The 22283-nt window shown below is 71.8% G+C and carries 21 protein-coding genes; 6 read left to right on the plus strand and 15 right to left on the minus strand.

The features are described 5' to 3' along the window. Positions 1–106 precede the first annotated feature (106 nt). On the minus strand, positions 107–1459 hold the full coding sequence (locus tag PGH47_RS11565; protein WP_107907024.1) for a class II 3-deoxy-7-phosphoheptulonate synthase: 1353 nt from the start codon (positions 1457–1459) through the stop codon (positions 107–109). Between the two features lie 95 nt (positions 1460–1554). Here PGH47_RS11565 and PGH47_RS43225 point away from each other — a divergent pair, with 95 nt between their 5' ends. Together PGH47_RS43225 and PGH47_RS11570 are read left to right on the plus strand one after the other, a co-directional pair. Continuing rightward, complete coding sequence (locus PGH47_RS43225; protein ID WP_071528813.1) at positions 1555–1611, plus strand: trp operon leader peptide; 57 nt, start codon at positions 1555–1557, stop codon at positions 1609–1611. A gap of 110 nt (positions 1612–1721) precedes the next feature. Next, positions 1722–3611: an anthranilate synthase family protein gene (locus tag PGH47_RS11570; protein WP_271663350.1), complete on the plus strand. Its 1890-nt coding sequence runs from the start codon at positions 1722–1724 to the stop codon at positions 3609–3611. Here PGH47_RS11570 and PGH47_RS11575 read toward each other — a convergent pair. The 5 genes from PGH47_RS11575 to PGH47_RS11595 form a co-directional block, all read right to left on the minus strand. Beyond that, a complete protein-coding gene (locus PGH47_RS11575; RefSeq protein WP_271663351.1) occupies positions 3563–4558 on the minus strand; it encodes a 2-hydroxyacid dehydrogenase in 996 nt (331 codons plus the stop codon). The genes PGH47_RS11570 and PGH47_RS11575 overlap by 49 nt on opposite strands. Positions 4559–4674: 116 nt before the next feature. Then, positions 4675–5703: a 6-phosphofructokinase gene (locus PGH47_RS11580; protein WP_271663352.1), complete on the minus strand. Its 1029-nt coding sequence runs from the start codon at positions 5701–5703 to the stop codon at positions 4675–4677. A 138-nt stretch (positions 5704–5841) separates the two neighbouring features. Next, on the minus strand, positions 5842–6531 hold the full coding sequence (locus PGH47_RS11585; RefSeq protein ID WP_107907021.1) for a response regulator: 690 nt from the start codon (positions 6529–6531) through the stop codon (positions 5842–5844). Beyond that, on the minus strand, positions 6528–7757 hold the full coding sequence (macS, locus tag PGH47_RS11590) for a MacS family sensor histidine kinase (protein WP_271663353.1): 1230 nt from the start codon (positions 7755–7757) through the stop codon (positions 6528–6530). Before macS ends, PGH47_RS11585 begins: the two co-directional genes overlap by 4 nt. 96 nt (positions 7758–7853) lie before the next feature. Next, the gene (locus PGH47_RS11595; protein WP_030958580.1) at positions 7854–8585 is read right to left on the minus strand and encodes a lysophospholipid acyltransferase family protein; all 732 of its coding nucleotides are present in this window, start codon (positions 8583–8585) and stop codon (positions 7854–7856) included. Positions 8586–8777: 192 nt separating this feature from the next. Here PGH47_RS11595 and PGH47_RS11600 point away from each other — a divergent pair, with 192 nt between their 5' ends. Both PGH47_RS11600 and PGH47_RS11605 read left to right on the plus strand, forming a co-directional pair. Next, positions 8778–9557, plus strand: coding sequence for an alpha/beta hydrolase (locus PGH47_RS11600; protein WP_271663354.1), 780 nt, complete (start codon positions 8778–8780; stop codon positions 9555–9557). Then, entirely contained in the window at positions 9550–10185 is a 636-nt protein-coding gene (locus PGH47_RS11605) for a hypothetical protein (RefSeq protein ID WP_271663355.1), read from the plus strand. Before PGH47_RS11600 ends, PGH47_RS11605 begins: the two co-directional genes overlap by 8 nt. 1 nt (position 10186) lies before the next feature. Here the strand turns inward: PGH47_RS11605 and PGH47_RS11610 are convergent, their stop codons facing one another. From PGH47_RS11610 to PGH47_RS11635, 6 genes are all read right to left on the minus strand, one after another. Beyond that, positions 10187–10936: an endonuclease/exonuclease/phosphatase family protein gene (locus PGH47_RS11610; protein WP_271663356.1), complete on the minus strand. Its 750-nt coding sequence runs from the start codon at positions 10934–10936 to the stop codon at positions 10187–10189. Between the two features lie 130 nt (positions 10937–11066). Continuing rightward, the gene (locus PGH47_RS11615; protein WP_107907018.1) at positions 11067–12020 is read right to left on the minus strand and encodes an ROK family glucokinase; all 954 of its coding nucleotides are present in this window, start codon (positions 12018–12020) and stop codon (positions 11067–11069) included. A gap of 112 nt (positions 12021–12132) precedes the next feature. After that, positions 12133–12639, minus strand: coding sequence for a DUF5304 domain-containing protein (locus PGH47_RS11620; protein ID WP_271663357.1), 507 nt, complete (start codon positions 12637–12639; stop codon positions 12133–12135). 57 nt (positions 12640–12696) lie between these two features. Further along, positions 12697–13872: an ArsA family ATPase gene (locus PGH47_RS11625; RefSeq protein ID WP_271663358.1), complete on the minus strand. Its 1176-nt coding sequence runs from the start codon at positions 13870–13872 to the stop codon at positions 12697–12699. Between the two features lie 73 nt (positions 13873–13945). Beyond that, on the minus strand, positions 13946–14386 hold the full coding sequence (locus PGH47_RS11630; protein ID WP_030954567.1) for an SRPBCC family protein: 441 nt from the start codon (positions 14384–14386) through the stop codon (positions 13946–13948). A 144-nt stretch (positions 14387–14530) separates the two neighbouring features. Continuing rightward, on the minus strand, positions 14531–15328 hold the full coding sequence (locus tag PGH47_RS11635; protein WP_271663359.1) for a metallophosphoesterase family protein: 798 nt from the start codon (positions 15326–15328) through the stop codon (positions 14531–14533). Positions 15329–15624: 296 nt separating this feature from the next. Between PGH47_RS11635 and PGH47_RS11640 the strand changes: the two genes are divergently transcribed. Continuing rightward, positions 15625–17421: an AMP-dependent synthetase/ligase gene (locus PGH47_RS11640; RefSeq protein WP_271663360.1), complete on the plus strand. Its 1797-nt coding sequence runs from the start codon at positions 15625–15627 to the stop codon at positions 17419–17421. Positions 17422–17512: 91 nt separating this feature from the next. On the opposite strand, the gene PGH47_RS11645 is transcribed toward PGH47_RS11640, so the two are convergent. Then, positions 17513–18655 (minus strand): glycosyltransferase family 4 protein, encoded by a 1143-nt coding sequence (locus tag PGH47_RS11645; protein ID WP_271663361.1) that lies wholly within the window; start codon positions 18653–18655, stop codon positions 17513–17515. 120 nt (positions 18656–18775) lie between these two features. Between PGH47_RS11645 and PGH47_RS11650 the strand changes: the two genes are divergently transcribed. After that, positions 18776–20011 carry a glycosyltransferase 87 family protein gene (locus PGH47_RS11650; protein WP_271663362.1) on the plus strand — a complete coding sequence of 412 codons (1236 nt, stop codon included), beginning with the start codon at positions 18776–18778 and terminating at the stop codon, positions 20009–20011. 16 nt (positions 20012–20027) lie between these two features. Here the strand turns inward: PGH47_RS11650 and PGH47_RS11655 are convergent, their stop codons facing one another. Next, positions 20028–21218, minus strand: a complete 1191-nt coding sequence (locus tag PGH47_RS11655; RefSeq protein ID WP_271663363.1) for a hypothetical protein — start codon at positions 21216–21218, stop codon at positions 20028–20030. A gap of 32 nt (positions 21219–21250) precedes the next feature. Next, positions 21251–22264, minus strand: coding sequence for a C40 family peptidase (locus PGH47_RS11660; RefSeq protein ID WP_271663364.1), 1014 nt, complete (start codon positions 22262–22264; stop codon positions 21251–21253). Between the last annotated feature and the right edge of the window lie 19 nt (positions 22265–22283).

Here is a 22283-nt window from a genome sequence, read left to right on the forward strand (position 1 = left end):
GAGGCTAACCTAACCTTACCCGGCTCATGGGAACCGCAAAAGTGCTGTGGGGCGCGGATCGAATGTGATCCGCGCCCCACTCATGTCCCTGTAACAGGCGACCCCGTCACTGGTCCCTGTACATCTCCGCGACGAGGAAGGCCAGGTCAAGCGACTGGCTGCGGTTCAGCCGGGGGTCGCAGGCCGTCTCGTAGCGCTGGTGCAGGTCGTCGACGAAGATCTCGTCGCCGCCGCCCACGCACTCCGTGACGTCGTCGCCCGTGAGCTCCACGTGGATGCCGCCCGGGTGGGTGCCGAGGCCCTTGTGGACCTCGAAGAAGCCCTTGACCTCGTCGAGCACGTCATCGAAGCGGCGGGTCTTGTGACCGGAGGCCGCCTCGAAGGTGTTGCCGTGCATCGGGTCGGTCACCCAGGCCACCGTGGCGCCGGACGCCGTGACCTTCTCGACCAGCTCGGGGAGCTTGTCGCGGACCTTGTCCGCGCCCATGCGGACGATGAAGGTCAGCCGGCCCGGCTCACGCTCGGGGTCCAGCCGGTCGATGTACTGGAGCGCGTCCTCGGCCGTCGTCGTCGGGCCGAGCTTGATGCCGATGGGGTTGCGGATCTTCGAGGCGAACTCGATGTGCGCGTGGTCCAGCTGCCGGGTGCGCTCACCGATCCACACCATGTGGCCGGAGACGTCGTACAGCTGCCCCGTGCGGGAGTCGACCCTGGTCAGCGCGGACTCGTAGTCGAGCAGCAGCGCCTCGTGCGAGGCGTAGAACTCGACCGTCTTGAACTCCTCCGGGTCGGCCCCGCAGGCGTGCATGAAGTTCAGCGCCTGGTCGATCTCGCGGGCCAGCTGCTCGTAGCGCTGGCCGGACGGGGACGACCGCACGAAGTCCTGGTTCCAGGCGTGCACCTGGCGCAGGTCGGCGTAGCCGCCGGTGGTGAAGGCGCGCACCAGGTTGAGCGTGGAGGCGGAGGCGTTGTACATCCGCTTCAGGCGCTCGGGGTCCGGGACGCGGGCGGCCTCGTTGAAGTCGAAGCCGTTGACCGAGTCGCCGCGGTAGGTGGGCAGCGTGACGCCGTCACGGGTCTCGGTGCCCTTGGAGCGCGGCTTGGAGTACTGGCCGGCGATGCGGCCGACCTTCACGACCGGCACCGAGGCGGCGTACGTCAGCACGGCGCCCATCTGCAGGAGCGTCTTCAGCTTGTTGCGGATGTGGTCGGCGGACACCGCGTCGAAGGCCTCGGCGCAGTCGCCGCCCTGGAGGAGGAACGCCTCTCCCTTGGCGACGGCCGCCATCCGGGCGCGCAGCTGGTCGCACTCGCCCGCGAAGACGAGCGGCGGATACGACTCGAGGTCCGCGATCACTGCGCGCAGAGCCTCGGTGTCGGGGTACTCGGGCTGCTGCGCCGCGGGCAGGTCTCGCCAGGTGTTGCCAGCGCTCGCGCTGGTCTTAGCGTTCACGGTCACGCCTCAACATTACGGGGTCGTGTCGGGGGTCCAGCCCCATGCCCAGCAATTGAGACACCGCGTACACGACTCGGACATGAGGTACTGTGCCTGGCATGTTCGCGCACTCGACCCAGAACTGGTGGTGGACCGCTCATCCGGCGGCCCACTGACTGCGCGTACGAAAAACTTCGCGAAGGCCGCCCGAGGGGCGGCCTTCGGTGTTTCCCGGGCCGTTCCTCTCCGCCGAATCCACTGATCCACGGAGAAGGAGCCCGGACCCATGAACCTGCTCGGCTTGCTGGACGATCCCCGCCCGTTCGCCCTGCTGCGCCGCCGCACACCCGGCCGCGCCGTCGAAGAGGGCGAGACGGTCGAGGTCCTGATCGGCCCGGTGTCCACCCGCGACCGCCTCGCCGACCTCCCGGACGAGGGCCTGGCCCTTGTCCCCTTCCGGCAGATCCGCGAGCGGGGCTTCGACGTCCGCGACGACGGCACCCCCCTGACGGTGCTCACCCCCGAGGAGTCGTACGCCGTCCCGCTCGCCGACGCGCTCGAGCAGCTCCCTTCGCACGACGTGCGCGTCGAGGGCGGCGGCTTCGACGTGGCCGACGAGGAGTACTCGGAGATCGTCGGGCGGGTGCTGCGGGACGAGATCGGGCAGGGCGAGGGCGCCAACTTCGTGATCCGGCGGACCTACGAGGGTGAGATCCCGGGGTTCGGTCGCGCCGACGCGCTCGCGCTGTTCCGGCGGCTGCTGGAGGGCGAGCGGGGGGCCTACTGGACGTTCGTGGTGCACACCGGGGAGCGGACATTGGTGGGCGCCAGCCCTGAGGTGCATGTGCGGATGTCCGGCGGCACGGTCGTCATGAACCCGATCAGCGGGACGTACCGCTACCCCGCCGAGGGCCCGACGCCGGAGCACCTGCTCGACTTCCTCGCCGACGGCAAGGAGATCGAGGAGCTGTCGATGGTCGTCGACGAGGAGCTCAAGATGATGTGCACGGTCGGCGACATGGGCGGTGTCGTCGTCGGGCCCCGGCTGAAGGAGATGGCGCATCTCGCGCACACCGAGTACGAGCTGCGCGGGAAGTCCTCGCTGGATGTGCGCGAGGTCCTGAAGGAGACCATGTTCGCGGCCACCGTGACCGGCTCACCCGTGCAGAACGCGTGCCGGGTCATCGAGCGGCACGAGGTCGGCGGACGCGGGTACTACGCGGGGGCGCTGGCCCTGATCGGGCGGGACTCCGGCGGCGCCCAGACCCTCGACTCCCCCATCCTCATCCGCACCGCCGACATCGACGCCGACGGCGGGCTGCGGGTGCCGGTCGGCGCGACCCTCGTACGCGGCTCGGACCCGGCGAGCGAGGTCGCCGAGACGCACGCGAAGGCGGCGGGTGTGCTGGCGGCCCTCGGTGTACGGCCGGGCCGGCCGCAGGAGGAGCACACGCGCGTGCGTCTCGCCGACGACCCACGCGTGCGTGCCGCGCTCGACGGGCGCCGGGCCTCGCTCGCGCCGTTCTGGCTGCGGATGCAGGAGCGGTCCGGGGAGCTCTCCGGGCATGCCCTGGTAGTCGACGGCGAGGACACCTTCACGGCGATGCTCGGCCATGTGCTGCGCTCCAGCGGCCTGGAGGTGACCGTGCGGCGCTACGACGAGCCGGGGCTGCGGGAGGCGGTGCTCGCGCACGAGGGGCCGGTCGTGCTGGGCCCCGGGCCCGGTGACCCCTCCGACCTGGACGACCCGAAGATGCGCTTCCTGCGGGACCTCGCGGCCGAGGTCGTCACGGAGCACCGGCACGGTGTGCTCGGCGTCTGCCTCGGCCATGAGCTGATCGCCGCCGAACTGGGGCTGGACATCGTGCGCAAGGAAGTGCCGTACCAGGGCGCGCAGACGACGATCGACCTGTTCGGGCGGCCGGAGACGGTCGGCTTCTACAACAGCTTCGTGGCGCACTGCGACGACGACGTGCACGCGGAGCTCGCCGAGCACGGCATCGAGGTCAGCCGGGCCGGCAACGGCGAGGTGCACGCCGTGCGCGGGCCCGGCTTCGCCGGGGTGCAGTTCCACCCGGAGTCGGTCCTGACGCTGAACGGCGCCGCCGTCGTCCGCGATCTGGTGGGTCAGCTGCGGGGCACGAGCACGTTCTCCGAGCGGCGGCCGGCCTTGTAGTCGAGGACGTTCCTCAGGGTGGTCTCGACGATCTGCCCGACGGCGTCCTCGGTGTAGTACGCCTGGTGCGAGGTGACCAGGACGTTCGGGAAGGTGACGAGCCGGGCCAGGGTGTCGTCCTCGACGGCCTGGAGCGACTTGTCGAGGAAGAAGAGCCCGGCCTCCGCCTCGTAGACGTCGAGGCCGACACCGGTGAAGCGGCCCTCGCGCAGTTCGGCGACGAGGGCCGCGGTGTCGATGAGGCCGCCGCGGCTTGAGTTGATCAGGATCGCGTCGTTCTTCATCGCCTTCAGGGCGTCGGCGTCGATCAGCCGGCTGGTCTCCGGCATCAGCGGCACGTGCAGGCTGACCAGGTCGGACTCGGCGAGAAGGCGTTCCTTGGCGACGTAGCGCATGCCGAGCTGCATACAGGCGGGGTTCTCGGCGACGTCCCAGCCGAGCAGGTTCATGCCGAAGCCGTGGGCGATGCGGGCGAAGGCCTCGCCGATCTTCCCGGTGCCGAGGACGCCGGCGGTGCGGCCGTGCATGTCGCGGCCCATCAGGCCGTCGAGGCGGAAGTCGAAGTCACGCGTGCGCGTGGAGGCGCGCACGATACGGCGGTTGACCGCCATGGCGAGGGTCCAGGCGAACTCGGCCACGGAGTAGGGCGAGTAGTAGGAGACCCGCGAGACGGTCATGGCCAGGCGCTCGGCGACCTTGAGGTCGATGTTGTTGAAGCCGGTGGAACGCTGGGCGACCATCCGGGTGCCGCCGGCCGCGAGGGTCTGCAGGACGTGGTTGCCGAGGTCGCAGTTGACGCTGGTGCAGACGACCTCGTAGCCGGCCGCGATGGGAGCGGTGTCCTCGTTGAGGAAGACGTCCAGGCAGCGGACCTCGTGATGACCCCGGAAGGCCTGTTCGATCAGGGGTTTCTCGTCCGCCTGCACTCCGAAGGCGAGAATCTCCAAGGCTGCTCCCGTCGCACTGGGCCGTGGGCCATGGGCCGAATATACGGCCCACGACCCAGTGCCGCCGGGCGGAAAGCGGTCAGCTCGGACGGTCGTCGGACGGGTCGTCGGACGGGTCAGCCGAAGAAGACCCCGACCTCGTCGTACAGCTTCGGATCCACCGTCTTCAGCTTGGCGGTGGCGTGCGCGATCGGGACGCGGACGATGTCCGTGCCGCGCAGGGCGACCATCTTGCCGAAGTCGCCGTCGCGGACGGCCTCGATGGCGTGCAGTCCGAAGCGGGTGGCCAGCCAGCGGTCGAAGGCGCTCGGGGTGCCGCCGCGCTGGATGTGCCCGAGGACCGTCGTACGGGCCTCCTTGCCGGTCCGCCTCTCGATCTCCTTGGCCAGCCACTCGCCGACCCCGGACAGCCGGACGTGTCCGAAGGAGTCCAGCGACTCGTCCTTGAGCACCATGTCGCCGTCCTTGGGCATGGCGCCCTCGGCGACGACGACGATCGGGGCGTACGACGCCTTGAAGCGCGAGGTGATCCACGCGCAGACCTTGTCGACGTCGAAGCGCTGTTCCGGGATGAGGATGACGTTGGCGCCGCCGGCAAGGCCGGAGTGGATGGCGATCCAGCCGGCGTGACGCCCCATCACCTCGCAGACGAGGACGCGCATATGGGACTCGGCGGTGGTGTGCAGCCGGTCGATGGCCTCCGTCGCGATGCCGACGGCGGTGTCGAAGCCGAAGGTGTAGTCGGTGGCGGACAGGTCGTTGTCGATGGTCTTCGGCACGCCGACGCAGGGCACGCCGTAGTCGTCGGAGAGGCGGGTGGCGACGCCGAGGGTGTCCTCGCCGCCGATGGCGATGAGCGCCTCGACCTCCTGCTTGGCGAGGTTCTCCTTGATGCGGCGGATGCCGTCGTCCTGCTTGAGGGGGTTGGTGCGCGAGGAGCCGAGGATGGTGCCGCCGCGGGGCAGGATGCCGCGCACGGCGGGGATGTCGAGACGGACGGTGTCGTTCTCGAGCGGACCTCGCCAGCCGTCCCGGAAGCCGACGAAGTCGTAGCCGTACTCCTGCACGCCCTTGCGGACGACGGCCCGGATGACGGCGTTGAGACCGGGGCAGTCGCCGCCTCCGGTCAGTACTCCGACCCGCATGGAAATGTCCCTTCGCCGCGGTTGCCTGGTGAGGGCCACGCTAATGGTGAGCCAGGTCACAGCGGGATGGGTCGGAACGGCAATTCCGGTGAATGGCCGGGTGGCCGGTTTACGCGCCGTCAAGCCGGCGCCGCCGGATCACTCGTCGTCGAGGCCGCGCTCGATCGCGTATCGCACCAGCTCGACGCGGTTGTGCAGCTGAAGCTTGCCGAGGGTGTTCTGGACGTGGTTCTGCACGGTGCGGTGGGAGATGACCAGGCGTTCGGCGATCTGCTTGTAGCTCAGGCCCTTGGCGACGAGCCGCAGCACCTCGGTCTCGCGGTCGGTGAGCTGCGGGGCGCCGGGCTGGTCGGCGTCCTGGGCGGCGGGCGCCGGTTCGGAGGCGAGCCGGCGGTACTCGCCGAGGACCAGACCGGCCAGGCCCGGCGTGAACACCGGGTCGCCCACCGCCGTGCGGCGCACCGCGTCGAGCAGTTCCTCGGTGGAGGCCGACTTCAGCAGGTAGCCGGTGGCGCCGGACTTCACCGCCTCCAGCACATCGGCGTGCTCGCCGCTCGCGGACAGGACGAGGACGCGCAGGGCGGGGTTGTGGCCGACGAGTTCCTTGCAGACCTGGACGCCGGGCTTGGCCGGCAGGTTGAGGTCGAGGACCAGGACGTCGGGGGCGGCGGCCTTGGCGCGGCGTACCGCCTGGTCGCCGTCGCCCGCCGTGGCGACCACGTCGAAGCCGGACTCGCTCAGGTCGCGGGCGACCGCGTCGCGCCACATGGGGTGGTCGTCGACCACCATGACCCTGATCGGGTCCCGCTGCTCGCCGGTGTCCGTCATCGCTGCTCCGCCTTCCCCCGTGAAGCGCTGGTGGCCTTGGGTACCTTCAGTTCCACCTCGGTGCCCTGGCCCGGCACCGAGATCAGTTCGGCGCTGCCGCCGAGCTCCCGCAGACGCCCCCGGATCGACAGGGCGACGCCGAGCCGCCCCTCGCCCTCGGCCTGCGCGAGCCGGCCCTCGGGGATGCCGGGTCCGTCGTCCCGGACGGTGACGATCACCTCGCCGGGCTCGTCCTCGACGAGGATCCACGCGCGTGCCTGCTCGCCGGCGTGCCTGCGGACGTTGTCCAGGGCCGCGCCGACGGCCGCGGCCAGTTCCCGCGCGGCGGCCGGCGCCAGCGTCACCGGCGCCCCCGGCTCGGCGAGGCTTACCTTCGCACCGGCGTACCGGGCGAGCAGCACCCGCAGGTCGACGGCACCGTCGGAGTCGTCGGGCTCCTCCACGGCCCGTACGACGGCGCCCTCGGCGGCGTCCTCCGACACCCGGGACACGGGTACCAGGCCGCCGGAGACCAGGGTGCGCAGCGCCACCTCCTGCTCGCCGGCCAGTCGGCCCAGCTCGGCCGCCTCGCCGCCGATGACGGCGCCGCGCCGCTGGACCATCGCGAGCACCTGGAGCACGCTGTCGTGGATGTCCCGGGCGAGCCGCTCCCGTTCCCGGGTCGCCGCCTCGATCTCCAGGGCGCGGGCGAGGGTGCGCTCGGAGGCGCGGGCCACCTCGACGACGTAGCCGATGGCGATGGAGGCGATCCAGACGAGCAGCACCATGTGGACGGTGTCGCGGGTCGGTACGCCGGAGCGGTGGATCAGGTTGGCGACGGCGACCAGCGTGGAGGCGAACGCGGCCCAGCGCCAGCCGCCCTTGATGGCGAACGCCAGCACGGCGCCCGCCGTCCATATCGACGGCAGGGTCGGGGCGCCGGCCTCGATCCGCTCGTGCGTCTCGGCGATCCGCGTGAGAAGGATGCCGGTCAGGGCGATGGTGAGGTCGGCGGCGAGGAAGCGCTTGGTGCAGCTCGCGGCGTTCGCGACCCTCGGCAGGGTGGCCAGCGTCCACACGGCCAGGACGGCGAAGTAGGAGATGGCCACCCAGGGGTGGGCGACCTCGTCGTAGGCGCTGACGAACAGCCCGATGGCGTACACCATCGTCAGTACCCGGTATCCGGTGAGCGCGCGCCACAGCGGCTGCTCGACGGACATCCGCATGACCCGCTCGCGCTTGGCCATGCCCCCACCCCCTTGTTGTCGGAACGCCCCGGCCAAGACTGCCCTGTCCCGGCCCGGACCGCCCCGCCTCGTCCGCCCGCTTCTCGTGCCGGCCCGCTACTTCTCCTGCTGGGCCTTCTTCGCCTGTTCCTTCTCGGCCTTCGCCGCGTCCGCGATCTGCCGCTTGGCGGCGGTCGCGTACATGTCGACGTACTCCTGGCCGGAGAGCTTCATGATCTCGTACATGACCTCGTCGGTCACCGCGCGCAGCACGAAGCGGTCGTGCTCCATGCCCTGGTACCGGCTGAAGTCGAGGGGCTCGCCGATCCGGATGCCGGGCCGCATGAGCTTGGGCATGACCTTGCCCGGCGGCTGGATCTTCTCCGTGTCGATCATGGCGACCGGGATGACCGGCGCACCGGTGGCGAGCGCCACGCGCGCGAGGCCGCCGGGCTTGCCCCGGTAGAGCCGGCCGTCGGGCGAGCGCGTGCCCTCGGGGTAGATGCCGAACAGCTCGCCGCGCTCCAGGACCTCTATGCCGCTCTTGATCGCGGCCTCACCCGCGCCGCGCGCCCCGGACCGGTCCACGGGCAACTGGCCGACACCCTTGAAGAACGCGGCCGTCAATCGGCCCTTGACGCCGGGGGTGGTGAAGTACTCGGCCTTCGCGATGAAGGTCACCTTGCGGTCCAGGACCGCGGGCAGGAAGAACGAGTCGGAGAACGACAGGTGATTGCTCGCCAGGATCGCGGCACCCTCGGCCGGAATGTTCTCCAGCCCTTCCACCCATGGCCGGAAGGCGACCTTCAACGGTCCCCCGATGGCCACCTTCATCGTGCCGTACAACAACCGAGTGCCTCCTGTGTCTGTCGATCAGACCTTAACCCGGAGCGCCGTCAATGAGCCCGACGGCCCTGGTCGGTGTCAGTGCGGTCGCGTACGGTGAAGCACACCTGGCTCTGTCGGCACGCGGCTCCGCCGCGTGGGTTGATGTCATTGCTCTCGTCCATGTCGTCCTTCTCACGAACAGGAGACCGTAAGGTGCCGGTCCTTCCTGGAGCCGAGCCGTACCGCCGAGACGGCGGGGAGGTCGGGGTCCTCCTCTGCCACGGTTTCACCGGTTCCCCGCAGTCGCTGCGCCCGTGGGCGGAGTACCTCGCAGAGCACGGGCTCACCGTCTCGCTGCCGCTGCTGCCGGGGCACGGCACCCGCTGGGAGGACATGCGGCTCACCGGCTGGCAGGACTGGTACGCCGAGGTGGACCGCGAGCTGCGCGCCCTGCGCGACCGGTGCGCTCAGGTCTTCGTGGCCGGCCTCTCCATGGGCGGCGCCCTGGCCCTGCGGCTCGCCGCGAAGCACGGGGACGACGTGGCCGGGGGCGTGGTCGTCAACCCGGCGAACAAGGTGCACGGTCTGTTCGCGTACACCCTTCCGGTCTCCCGGCACCTGGTCCGCACGGTGCCGGGGATCGCCAGCGACATCGCCAAGGAGGGCGCCGCCGAGCTCGGGTACGACCGGGTGCCGCTGCACTCGGCGCACTCCCTGCGGAACTTCTTCCGGCTGGTCGACGGCGAGTTGCCGCAGGTCACCCAGCCGCTGCTGGTGCTGCGCAGCAGGCAGGACCACACCGTGCCCGCCGTGGACACCGCCCGGATCCTGAGCCGGGTGTCCTCCACGGACGTAACGGAGATCGTGCTGGAACAGAGCTATCACGTGGCGACGTTGGACCATGATGCGGACCGGATCTTCGAGGAGAGCCTCGGATTCATCGACCGGCTCGCGACCGGCGTCGGCAAGGAAGGGACGACCACACGTGGCTGAGCACGACTCCGATCGCGAGAGGCGCGAGGACAGCGATCCCGAGGAGCAGAACGTTCCGTTCGACGAGGACGCCGCCTGGGCCGCGATCGTCGCCGGGTTCGGCGAGGAGCCGAAGGACCCGCCGGGCTCGAAGCCCTTCAAGTCGGTCGAGGACCTGGCGCTGCTGGAGACCGAGGCGAACGGCGAGACGAGCGGTGCCTCGGCCCCGGAGCCCAAGGGCGACAAGGGCGAGACGGCTCCGGCAGCCCAGCCGGCCGACGAGCCCGGCGAGGAGAAGCCGGCCGGGCCGCTGGGCAGCTCGGTGTCCTTCGCGCCCGGTGTCGGGCCGCGCGACTACAGCGTGGCCGAGCCGTCCGAGGACGACTTCGAACCCGAAGACGAGGGTCACTTCGTGCCGCCGGAGCCGCCGCCGCTGCCCGCCGCCGACGCGACGGCGAAGTTCGCCTGGCTCGCGGTGGTCGGCGGACCGGTCCTGCTGCTGCTCGCCGTGCTGTTCGGCTGGGAGATGACGTGGTGGCTGGCCACCCTCGGCATCGGCGGGTTCCTGGGCGGGTTCGCCACCCTGGTGATGCGGATGAAGACGGATGACGAGGGCGACGACGACCCCGGCCGGGGCGCCGTCGTCTGACCTACAGCGCTGCGGGGACTCTGAGGGCGGCCAGGACCGGAAGGTGGTCCGTGGCCGCCCTCAGGTCTGTCCGCGTCACCCCCGGCCGGCCGGTCGGGACACCGCAGCCGAGCACCTCGATGCCCTTGGTGGCGAAGATCGCGTCGATGCGCTGGTGCGGATCGGCCGGGGTCGAGGAGTACTCGCCGCCCCAGGGGGCGGTGGCCCAGCAGTCCTGAAGGCTGTCGGCGAGCAGGCTGAAGGTGCGGCCGGTGGGGCGGTCGTTGAGGTCGCCGCCGGCGATCGCGTGCTCCGTGCCCAGCCCCGCGAGGCGGTCCAGGAGCATGCCGCCCTGTTCGAGGCGCTCGTCCTTCTGCAGCGAGAGATGGCAGCTGAGCACACCGAGGCGGGCGCCGCCGAAGCGGACCACGGCGGTGGCGAAACCGCGCCGGTGGAGTCCGGGAGTGAGCGGGAGGAGCACGTCCTCCGTCCGTTCCACGGTCGCCCTCAGGTTGCACAGGATCGCGGGGCCCGCGGCGGTGGCGCCGCCGGTGAGGACGACGAGGTCCGAGGCGCGGGCCAGGCGGGCGAGCTTCTTGCGCCAGCGGAAGAAGCGGGGGGCTTCCTGGATCAGGACCAGGTCGGGGGCGCAGGCGCGGATGACGCGGGCGAGGGCGTCGGTGTCGTCGCGCATGGAGCGGATGTTGTAACTGAGGACGCGGATGGTGGCTGAACCGTCGGGGTCTGTGCGGGACTCAGGGAGCAGCGCCATGTGGATCAATGTACGCCCACTGACTCGGGGCGCGAGGTCTGTGCGCGACCGCCGGTTCGATGTGGCTGGTCGCGCAGTTCCCCGCGCCCCTGAGGAGTTGCAGTTGCCGCGTCTTGAGAGGTGATAGGCGCTACATGATCGGGTCCGGCTCCCGGGCCAGGTCCGCCGCGCCCACGAGACCCGCGTCGTTGCCGAGCTGGGCGGCGATGACGTCGGCGACCGGGCGCCAGTTGCCGCCCACCAGCCAGCGCTTGTAGGACTTGCGGATGGGGTCCAGGACCAGTTCGCCCTCGTCCGAGAGGCCGCCGCCGACGATGAAGGCGGACGGGTCGAACAGGGAGGCCAGGTCGGCGAGGCCTGCGCCGGCCCAGCGGGCGAGCTCGCGGTAGGAGTCGACGGCGACCGGGTCGCCCTGGCGGGCGGCCACGGAGATGTGCTTGCCCTCGATGCCGTCGGGGCTGCCGTCGCCCAGGGCGAGCAGGATCTCGGCGTTCTCCGGGGTGGCGTTGGCGCGCTGCTTGGCGTACCTGACCAGGGCGCGGCCGGAGGCGTACTGCTCCCAGCAGCCCTGCGAGCCGCAGCCGCACAGCAGCCCGTCCGGGACCATCCGGATGTGGCCGAACTCGGCGGCGACGCCGTAGTGGCCGCGGCGCAGCTTGTTGCCGATGATGATGCCGCCGCCGAGGCCGGTGCCCAGCGTGATGCAGATGACGTTGCGGTGGCCCTTGCCGGCGCCGAACTTGTACTCGCCCCATGCTGCCGCGTTGGCGTCGTTCTCCACGACGACCGGGAGGCCGACGCGGGCCTCGACCTTCTCCTTCAGCGGCTCGTTGCGCCAGTCGATGTTCGGCGCGAAGTAGACCTCGGAGCGCTGGCGGTTGACGTAACCGGCCGCACCGATGCCCACGCCCACGATCTCGTGCCCGGCCCGTGCTCCCTCGACGGCGGAGGCAATGGCGTCCACGATCCCGTCGGGCGTGCCCGGGGTCGGCACCTTGTGGGTCGAGAGGATGTTGCCTTCCTCGTCGACCACACCGGCCGCGATCTTGGTACCGCCGATGTCGACGCCGATGGTGAGTCCCATGAATCCCTCAGTTTCGGTCGAGCCCCGCTACGGCCAACCGTACCCGAGGCCCTCCCCCCGGGGTCCCGGCGTCCGCCCGGCGGACCGGGCGTGAAGAGGGAGTCGCGCGCGCTCAGTCCAGATCGATGCGCTGGCCGGGGCCGGTGCCCTCGCCGGGGTCGCGCTTGTCGTCGTCGAGTTCGTCCAGCCCCTGGGCGTCCTTCGGACCGCTCGTCCAGCGCTGTTCCTGGTTCTGGACGGCGGAGCGGTAGGCGGCGAGGAGTTCGTTGCCGGCGGCCGCCAGGTGGTCGAAGACGTCCGGGTTGCGGTCGATGACGGGCTCGACGGCGGCCTTGGCCTGCTCCACGACCTGCTTGACCACCTGCTGGGCGGCGGGTCCCGCGACCGCGCCGAGCAGCGGCGACTGGATGGTCGAGAGCTTGTCCGCGACGGCGTCGACGAGCTTGCGCAGTTCCTCGGCGGCGGAGCCGGGCGGCACGCCGTGCTCGGCGCGGCGGCGGGCCTTCTCCGCCGCGAGGTCCTCGGCGCACGCCGTCGCCCAGGCGTCGGCGTCGGTCGCCCGTGCCTCGTCGACGGCCTCGGGTTCGGCGGCGTCGGACGGGGGGAGCTCTTCGCTCATGACGGACTCCTGACTACGGTTCGTCCCTACGACGTTACCCGAACGGGCGTACCCGCTTCACCGGGACCGCGGCCAGAGGTCCGGATCCGGCGCGAACCGGATCCGCAGCTCGCCGTCGCGCAGCGCGGCCCCGTCCACGGCGCACCGGCGCAGGGCGGACGGCAGTGGCACGATGCGCCGGAACTGCCCGGCGGTGACGACGAGTTCGTCGCCGCGCCGGATGAGGTCGAGCTCCTCGCGGGCGGCGCCCGGCAGCGGGATGTGCCAGACCAGGACGCCGTCGTCGGCGAGCCGGTCGGTGACGGGCCACTCGACGGTGGAGGACGTGCCGTTGACGGCGGGCGTGGTCAGCGCGGCGAGGTCGTCGGCGCCGCGGGGGTCGTGTCCGAGGTGGGCGACGCGGTGGACGTCGTACGCCTCCTCCCACTCCTCCAGGACCTTGCGCTGCTGGGCGACGGGCCCGGCGAGCCAGCTGCCGGCGGCGGCCTCCGCGTCCGGCAGGACCCGGTTGGCGATCAGCAGGTCGGGGCTCAGGCCGCGCAGGGCGAGGGCGAGGCCGGCGGCACGCACGGCGTCGGCGCCGCCGGGGCCGGGCTCGGCGACCAGACGTACGACGGTGTCGCGGTCGGCGAGGACGGCCTCGACGGCGGCGAGCTCGACGTCCCAGCGGGCGGTGGTCTCGTACAGCCACTCCGACGGCATCGGCACGCCGGCCAGCCGGCCGAGGACGGGCCGCAGTGCCCGGGCCGCCTGCCGCTCGGGCGGGAGGAGGCGTCGCAGGTAGCGGCGCAGTTCCTCGGGGAGGGAGAGCAGGGCGAGGGCGTGCGGGGTGGCGGGCAGGTCGACGACGAGCAGGTCGTGGGCCTCGGTGAGGGCGGCGTCCCGCAGCGCCCGCAGCAGCGCGAGTTCCTCGGCGCCGGGGAGGGGAGTGACCTCCTCCGGGTCCAGCCGGGAGGCGCCGAGGAGGTCGAGGGCGGTGGTGGCGCGTTCCTGGAAGGCGGCGAGGTCGTCCCGGAATCCGGTGGCGGCGTCGGGCCGCCAGGCGGTGAGGGTCTCGGCGACCCGGGTCGGGGTCGCGCCGGTGGCCACGCCGAGTGCCGCACCCAGGGTGTCGGTGCGGTCGGCGCTGAGGACGAGGGTTCTGGTGCCTTCGGCCGCCGCCGCCAGCGCGGTGGCGGCCGCGACGGTGGTACGGCCGCTGCCGCCGGGGCCTGTGATCAGGATGGTGCGCATGGGGGTGAACGGTAACCGAGACGCCTCGTGCGGCGCGGGGCCGTGCCTGTGCCGGTGTCCTGGCGGCGAACCCCTACTTGCCCGACTCGACCCGCTTCTTCAGCCCCGCCAGCGCCCGGTCGATGATGACCTTCTCGGCCTTGCGCTTGATCATCCCCAGCATCGGGATCTTTACGTCGACCGTCAGCTGGTAGGTGACCTCGGTGGAACCCGCGCCGGCCGGCTTGAGGATGTACGAGCCGTCGAGGGAGCGCAGCATCTGGGACTTCACCAGCGTCCAGGACACTTCGTTCTCGCCGGTCCAGGTGTACCCGAGGACCTGGTCGTCCTTGATCGCCCCGGCGTCCATGACGAGGCGGACCTGCTCGGCCCGGCCCTCGGCGTCGGTCTTGAGGACCTCCGCCTCCTTCACCTCGCCGGTCCAGTCCGGGTAGCGGGCGAAGTCGGCGATCACCCCCATCACGTCGGCCGGTGCCGCCTCGATCGTGATGCTCGAGCTGGTGTGTTCCGCCATCGCCGTGGCTCCTCCAGATGCGGGCCGGTAGGGAAGTCGTGGTGCGCACGCGTGCGCAGCGTGAAGGCTACCGCGCGCCCGACCGGCCGACTTCACCCCCACCTGCGCGATTGTCGCGAAAGCGCCCACCACGCCCGAATTCACTCACCATTCCAGTACCCATGGCGTTCCTGACGCCGCGAAGTGCCCCACGTTCACGCACTCCGTGGCCCCGATCCGCATCCGCGGCACCAGCGGCTGATGGACGTGCCCGAAGAGGGAGTAGCGGGGGCGGGTGCGGCGGATCGCCGCCAGCAGCGCCTTGCTCCCGCGCTCGAACCGGCGGGCCACCGTGTCGTAGACGAGCTCCGGGACCTCCGGCGGAATGTGCGTGCACAGCACGTCCACCTCGCCGACGGCCTCGATCTTCGCCGCGTACTCCTCGTCGCTGATCTCGTACGGCGTGCGCATCGGGGTGCGCAGTCCGCCGCCCACGAAGCCGAAGGTCCGCCCGCCGATCTCGACGCGCTGTCCGTCCAGCACCGTCGTACCGGGCTCGGCGTACTCCGGCCACAGGGGCGGCATGTCGACATTGCCGTAGGTGGCGTACGTCGGGGTGGGGAACGCCGCGAACAGCTCGGCGTACTGCTTGCGCACCGCCTTCTCGATCGCCGCGCCCCGGTCGGCGCCGATCCCGGCCCACAGCCGCGCCCCGAACTCCCGTGCCTCCTCGAAGCGCCGGGCGGTGCGCAGTTCCACGATGCGGTCGGCGTTCTCCACTCCGAACAGGTCGGGGAAGATGCCGCGCGAGTGGTCTGCGTAGTCCAGGAACAGCACCAGGTCCCCCAGGCAGATCAGCGCGTCCGCGCCCGTGCCGGCCCGGGCCAGGTCGCGGGCGTTGCCGTGCACATCGCTGACCACATGAACGCGGGTCCTGCTGTTTCGGGTCGGTGTCGGTGCCATGGCGATCAAGGGTAGGCGTGTGCGGCATACGTGAACAGTGGCAGCCGAACCGGCGGTTACTGGCCAGTCGTCAGAGCGCTCGACTACTGTGCGCGCAGAAACACCAATCCGTGTGACGCAGCGAACATCTCGCCGGGACCCCCTGTCGAAGAAGCCATACCGGCGGGTAACGTCCGGTCGGTCCAGTCGTGCTCTGGATTTCAACTTGTGAATCCGTGAGCACTTGCCCGAGCCGTGGACCGCACCGTCGCATCACACAACGTCGTGGCGCCGGCGCCCTATGAGGAGCAGCAGTCTTGCGCGAGTTCAGCCTTCCGGCTTTGTACGAGGTCCCTGCGGACGGGAATCTGACCGACATCGTCCGCAGAAACGCCGCGCAGCACCCGGACGTGGCCGTCATCGCCCGCAAGGTGGGCGGTGCCTGGCAGGACGTCTCGGCCACCACGTTCCTCGCCGAGGTGCGCGCGGCCGCGAAGGGGCTCATCGCCGCCGGCGTCCAGCCGGGCGACCGGGTGGGCCTGATGTCCCGCACCCGCTACGAGTGGACGCTGCTCGACTTCGCGATCTGGTCGGCCGGCGCGGTCACCGTGCCGGTGTACGAGACCAGCTCGCCGGAGCAGGTGCAGTGGATCCTCGGCGACTCGGGCGCGACCGCCATGATCACGGAGCTGGACGGCCACACCGCCGCCGTCGAGTCGGTGCGCGACCGGCTGCCCGCGCTGAAGCACGTGTGGCAGATCGAGGGCGGCGGCGTCGAGGAGCTGGGCCGGCTCGGCCAGGACATCAGCGACGCGACGGTCGAGGAGCGCGGCTCGCTGGCGAAGGCCGACGACCCCGCGACGATCGTGTACACCTCCGGCACCACCGGCCGCCCCAAGGGCTGTGTGCTGACCCACCGCAGCTTCTTCGCGGAGTGCGGCAACATCGTCGAGCGGCTGCGCCCGCTGTTCCGCACCGGCGAGTGCTCGGTACTGCTCTTCCTGCCGCTGGCGCACGTCTTCGGGCGCCTGGTGCAGGTCGCGCCGATGATGGCGCCGATCAAGCTGGGCACCGTCCCGGACATCAAGAACCTCACCGACGAGCTGGCCTCGTTCCGCCCGACGCTGATCCTGGGCGTGCCCCGCGTCTTCGAGAAGGTCTACAACTCGGCGCGCGCCAAGGCCCAGGCCGACGGCAAGGGCAAGATCTTCGACAAGGCCGCCGACACGGCGATCGCCTACAGCCAGGCGCTGGACACCCCGTCCGGCCCGTCCGTCGGTCTGAAGATCAAGCACAAGGTCTTCGACAAGCTGGTCTACAGCAAGCTGCGCGCGGTCCTCGGCGGCAAGGGCGAGTACGCCATCTCCGGCGGCGCCCCGCTGGGCGAGCGGCTCGGGCACTTCTTCCGCGGCATCGGCTTCACGGTCCTGGAGGGCTACGGTCTGACCGAGTCCTGCGCCGCGACCGCGTTCAACCCCTGGGACCGGCAGAAGATCGGCACGGTCGGTCAGCCGCTGCCGGGTTCCGTGGTGCGCATCGCGGACGACGGGGAGGTGCTGCTGCACGGCGAGCACCTGTTCAAGGAGTACTGGAACAACCCGGGCGCGACCGAGGAGGCGCTGGCCGACGGCTGGTTCCACACCGGTGACATCGGCACCCTCGACGAGGACGGCTACCTCCGCATCACCGGCCGCAAGAAGGAGATCATCGTCACCGCGGGCGGCAAGAACGTCGCCCCGGCCGTGATCGAGGACCGCATCCGGGCGCACGCCCTGGTCGCGGAGTGCATGGTGGTCGGCGACGGCCGGCCGTTCGTGGGCGCGCTCGTCACCATCGACGAGGAGTTCCTGGAGCGCTGGTGCGCCGATCACGGCAAGCCCGCCGGCTCCACCGCCGCGTCCCTGCGCGAGGACGCCGACCTGGTGGCCGCGATCCAGTCGGCGATCGACGACGGCAACGCCGCGGTGTCGAAGGCGGAGTCGGTGCGCAAGTTCCGTATCCTGCCCGCCCAGTTCACGGAGGACTCGGGCCATCTGACGCCGTCGCTGAAGCTGAAGCGCAACGTCGTGGCGAAGGACTACTCGGACGAGATCGAGGCGATCTACCAGAAGTAGTCCCCCCGGCACACGAGTTCACGGCGCGGGTCCTCGGCGAGGGCCCGCGCCTTCGTGTGCGCGAGGTCCGGTCAGCTGCCGAAGACCCCTGTCACAGCAGAGCTTTGAGCTTCTCCGCGAGCAGGTCCCAGCGCCACTTCTCCTCGACCCACTCCCGGCCCCGCTCCCCCATCCTGCGGCGCAGCTCGGCGTCGCCGAGCAGGGCGAGGACGCGCTCGGCGGTGTCCTCCGCGGAACCGCCCCGCACGACCCAGCCCGTCTCCCCGTCGAGCACGGCGTCCGGCGCCCCGCCCGAGTCACCGGCCACGACCGGCAGTCCCGTCGCCGAGGCCTCCAGGTAGACGATCCCGAGCCCTTCGACGTCCAGGCCGCCCCGCCGGGTCCGGCACGGCATCGCGAAGACGTCACCGGCGCCGTAGTGCGCGGGCAGCTCGGCCCAGGGCACCGGGCCGGTGAAGTGGACCGAGCCGGCCACGCCCGTGTCGTGGGCCAGCCTGCGCAGGTCCTTCTCGTAGGGCCCGCCGCCGACGATCAGCAGCACGGTCTCCGGCTCGGCGGCCAGGATCCGCGGCAGGGCCCGGATCAGGGTGTCCTGCCCCTTGCGTCGCACCAGCCGGGACACGCACACCACGACAGGCCGGTCCGTCAGCCCGAGCCGCGCGCGCACCTCGTCGCCACCCGACCCGGGATGGAAGGTCTTCTCGTCGACCCCCGGCGGCAGCTGCGCCATCCGGGAGGCCGCCTCGGGGGTCAGGGCGGTCGCGATCCGCGAGCGCGTGTACTCGCCGAGGTAGGTGATCGTGTCCGTCGCCTCCCCGATCCGGCCCAGCAGCTGCCGGGCCGCGGGCAGCTGGGCCCACCCCGCCTCATGGCCGTGGGTCGTGGCCACCAGCCGCTGCGCCCCCGCCTTCCGCAGCGCCGGTGCCATCAGGCCGAGCGGTGCCGCGGCCCCGAACCACACCGACGTGCAGCCGTGCTCGCGCAGCAGCCCGGCCGCCCGCCGGGTCGCCCCGGGCGTCGGCAGCAGCATCGTCGTACGGTCCCGTACGACCGTGAAGGGCTGCTCGGCGTCGAAGGCGGCCGTGGCCTCGGCGCCCTCGTGGCCCCGCTTCCAGGTCGAGGCGTAGACGACGAGGCGCTCCGGGTCGAGCCGCAGCGCCATGTTGTGCAGGAACGCCTGGATACCGCCGGGGCGGGGCGGGAAGTCGTTCGTCACGATCAGGGTCTTGTGCATCGCCGCCGACCTTATCGAAGGGCCCGTTCACAGCCGGGCCCGGCCACGCCTGTGGCCCGCACACAGCCGGAGGGGACATCATGTTCCATTCAAGGCGGGCACCGAACGGCAGGGGATTTCGTGGAGACGACGGGCACGCGGCGGTCTTCGGCGTGGCTTCTGGGCGTCTGGGGCCTGACCAGGGCCGCCCTGCTGCTCTTCGTGTTCAAGGTGTACGTCTTCCCCGGCCCCGACGTCACCAGCGACGTCTCGGTCATCTACCAGGGCTGGTACGACGTGCTGCGCACCGGCACCTTCCCGCTGGACGACGTCACCTGGCAGTACCCGCCCGCCGGCGCCCTCGCCATACTCTCCCCCGCGCTGGTCTTCTGGCTGGACTACCCGTCCGCGTTCTTCGTCCTGGCGTTCACCGCCGACCTGGCCGTCCTGCTGCTTCTGCTGAACGGGGGCCTGCGCCGGGGCCGCACCCTGCGTGGCGCCGCGGTGTGGGTGGCGGGCGTACCGCTGCTCGGACCGACCGTGTACGCGCGCTACGACGTCATGGTCACCGCCGTCGCCGTGGCCGCGCTGCTCGCGGGCGCCCGCCGTCCGCGGCTGATGGGGGCCCTGACGGCCTTCGGGGCGATGCTGAAGGTGTGGCCGGTGCTGCTGCTCCTCGCGGCCCGCAGCCGCGCCGCCTGGGCCTGGGCCGCGGCGACCGCCGGCGCGCTCGCGGCGGTGTTCGCGCTCGCCATGCCGGGCGCCTTCGCCTTCCTGACCTTCCAGCGCGACCGCGGCACCGAGGTGGAGTCGCTGGGCGCGCTGGTCTTCCATGTGGCCCGGCAGTACGGCTGGAGCGGCGAGGTGCTGCTGAACTACGGCTCGGTGGAATTCCTCGGCCCGTACGTCGACGTCGTCAGCACGGCGGCCCTGGTGCTGAGCGGGCTTGCCTTCGCCTGGCTGCTGCTGTGGCGGCTGCGGGCGCGGCGGTTCGAGGCGCACACGGTCGCCGAGGCGGCCTTCGTGGCGGTGCTGATGTTCACGACGACGAGCCGGGTGATCAGCCCGCAGTACATGGTGTGGCTGGTCGGTCTGGCGGCCGTGTGCCTGTGCTTCCGGGAGAGCCGGATGCGGCTCCCGGTCGCGCTGGTCCTCGGGGCGTGCCTCGCCACGGTCCTGGAGTTCCCGGTCTGGTTCTCGCACGTGGTCGCCAGCGACGGCCTCGGCGTCACCCTGCTGTTCCTGCGCAACGGCCTGCTGGTGCTCGCCACCGTCCTCGCGGCCCGCGTGCTCTGGCGCTCGACGGTGACCCGCCCCGCCTCCGTCGCCGTACCGGCGCAGCCCACCCGCCCCAGGGAAACGTCTCTGCCCTCCTGAGCCCCGGCCCGCCGCCTCAGCCCAGCTGTGCCCGCAGGTACTCGACCCACTGGGCCGTGAAGTCCTCGAGCGAGGTCCCGAGCACGTCCTTCATCGCGCCCTCGACCGCTCCGGCCCGCCGCTCGTGGCCGCCCACGGCACGGTAGAACTCGGCGAGTCTGACCTCGCCCCAGCGGTCGGCGATCATGCGGCAGGCCATCCAGCCGCCCTCGTAGGCCTGGGCCAGCTCGGTCGCGTCGCCGGCGAAGCCGAAGTCCGCGTCCAGCGGGAGGCTCCCGGGCACCCGGCCCTCGGCCACCGCGCGCCGCAGCTCGGGGGCCGCCTGGGACGGGGAGCGGCCGCTGCCGAGGTAGCCGATCCAGTCCGCGTAGCCCTCGGAGAGCCACAGCGGGGTGGCGGGGGTGGTGTGGGTGCGGGTGGCCACGTGCGTGGTCTCGTGGGTGAGCACGACCTGTTTGCCGGTGTCGCCGAGCACGCCGTACGCGTCGGGATTCAGGATGATCCGGTCGGCGGGGGCGCCGGCCGGGGCACCGGTCTCGCCGGTGGTGACCGCGGCGATCCCGCGGTAGGAGGACTCGGGCGCCCCGAGCAGCCCCGCCATGTCGGACAGCGACCCCGGGACGAGGACGACGACGTGCCGGGCCCACTCCGTGCCCCATGCCTGGGCGACCGCCGGCACCGCGTGGTCGGCCAGCCGGGCATAGGACCGCAGCTGGGTGGCGGACTGCCCGACGCCCAGGACCAGGCTGTCCTGACCGCGTACGGCCACGACCTCGCCCTGGTCCCACAGCTGCTCGGCGGAGCCCTTGGCGGGCTTGTCCGACTCGACGTACCAGCGGCCCCCGGTCAGGGCCAGGCGCAGGGTGCGGCCGGCCCGGACGGGAGCGCGGTCGTAGCCCCGGACGCGATAGCGGAGCTCGGCGTCGGCGACCGCGGTGTCGCCGGTGCGGCGCAGCCCGGTCAGGCGGTACGACCAGTCGGCCAGGGGCATCGCGCGCAGATTGCCGAACCAGCCCCGCGCTCCGGTGCGCAGATAGGCGGCCTCGTCACGGTCGAGGACGGCGGTGGCCCGCCGGTCCAGGAGGCTCTGCACCTCGGCGCGGGCACTGTCGGTGGCGGGCCGCCCGCCGCAGCCCACCAGCCCGATCAGCAGCAGGCAGACGGCGACGACGACTCGCGTTCCCGACGCCCGCCTTCGACCAGCCACTTCCCGATCGTACGGCGGCGGGGGCGCCGGGGTCAGACCCTGGTGACCGTCGCCCCGGGGATCATGCCCACCGGGTCGTAGCGCACGGGCGCGCCGGGGTAGGGCGCGTGGATCACCTGGCCGTTGCCCATGTACATCCCGACATGGCTGGCGTCGGAGCGGTAGGTGACGACGTCGCCGGGCCGGGCCTCGGAGAGCGGGACCTGCCGGCCGGCGTACCGCTGCCCCTGCGAGGTGCGCGGCAGGGAGACGCCGGCCTGGGCGTAGGACCACTGGATCAGGCCCGAGCAGTCGAAGCCGGAGGGTCCGTTGGCGCCCCAGATGTACGGCCGCCCCAGTGCGGACCGGGCGGCGGCGACGGCGGCCGCCGCGCGGCCCGAGGCGGGGCCGACGCCGCCGAGGTCGGGCAGGTCCATCCGGCCGGAGCGCGAGGCCCGGTCGTAGGCGGCGCGGTCGCTCGCCGTCAGGGAGTTGAGGAGCCTGCGGGCCTCGGCGAGCTTGCGCTCGACGGTCCGCTTGTGTCCGGCGACGGCCTTGCGGCTCTTCTCCAGCTCGACGAGCTTCCCGGTGGCCTCGGCGCGCTCCTGGGCGAGTTCGCGCATGGCGTCCTGGAGCTCTTTGAGTTCACCGGCCTGGTGGGCGGTGATGCGGGCGAGCGCGGCGGCCTTGTCGAGGTAGTCCTCGGGGTCGTCGGAGAGCAGCAGGGCGAGGGAGGGGTCGAGGCCGCCGGAGCGGTACTGGGCGCCGGCCAGCGAACCGAGCACGTCCCGCTTGGAGTTGATGTGCTCCTGCTGCCGGGCGATGCGGTCCTGGGCCCGGCCCACCTGCTCGCGGAGCGCGTCGGCGCGCTCGTCGGCCTTGTTGTAGGCCTCGGTGGCCTTCTCGGCCTCCTCGTAGAGGCGGTCCACCTTGGCGCGGGTGTCGTCCTGTGGCGCGGCCGTGGCCGGAGTGACCCCGAGGGCCGCGGCGGCGGCCGACATGACGCAGAGCGCTGCGTTGGCGCCCCGGTCGAACCCGGGCGATGCAAGGCGACGATGGAACCCCACGGGAAGCCGCTCTCCTTCC

This window comes from Streptomyces sp. HUAS 31, assembly GCF_028198125.1.
In the GTDB taxonomy this organism is placed as follows: Bacteria; Actinomycetota; Actinomycetes; order Streptomycetales; family Streptomycetaceae; genus Streptomyces; species Streptomyces chartreusis.

Excerpts from the sequence above, each read along its gene's own strand:
- PGH47_RS11570 (WP_271663350.1), top strand. The coding sequence starts at position 1,722 with ATGAACCTGCTCGGCTTGCTGGACGATCCCCGCCCGTTCGCCCTGCTG.
- PGH47_RS11580 (WP_271663352.1), bottom strand. The coding sequence starts at position 5,703 with ATGCGGGTCGGAGTACTGACCGGAGGCGGCGACTGCCCCGGTCTCAAC.
- PGH47_RS11585 (WP_107907021.1), bottom strand. The coding sequence starts at position 6,531 with ATGACGGACACCGGCGAGCAGCGGGACCCGATCAGGGTCATGGTGGTC.
- macS (WP_271663353.1), bottom strand. The coding sequence starts at position 7,757 with ATGGCCAAGCGCGAGCGGGTCATGCGGATGTCCGTCGAGCAGCCGCTG.
- PGH47_RS11610 (WP_271663356.1), bottom strand. The coding sequence starts at position 10,936 with ATGGCGCTGCTCCCTGAGTCCCGCACAGACCCCGACGGTTCAGCCACC.
- PGH47_RS11615 (WP_107907018.1), bottom strand. The coding sequence starts at position 12,020 with ATGGGACTCACCATCGGCGTCGACATCGGCGGTACCAAGATCGCGGCC.
- PGH47_RS11620 (WP_271663357.1), bottom strand. The coding sequence starts at position 12,639 with ATGAGCGAAGAGCTCCCCCCGTCCGACGCCGCCGAACCCGAGGCCGTC.
- PGH47_RS11625 (WP_271663358.1), bottom strand. The coding sequence starts at position 13,872 with ATGCGCACCATCCTGATCACAGGCCCCGGCGGCAGCGGCCGTACCACC.
- PGH47_RS11630 (WP_030954567.1), bottom strand. The coding sequence starts at position 14,386 with ATGGCGGAACACACCAGCTCGAGCATCACGATCGAGGCGGCACCGGCC.
- PGH47_RS11635 (WP_271663359.1), bottom strand. The coding sequence starts at position 15,328 with ATGGCACCGACACCGACCCGAAACAGCAGGACCCGCGTTCATGTGGTC.
- PGH47_RS11645 (WP_271663361.1), bottom strand. The coding sequence starts at position 18,655 with ATGCACAAGACCCTGATCGTGACGAACGACTTCCCGCCCCGCCCCGGC.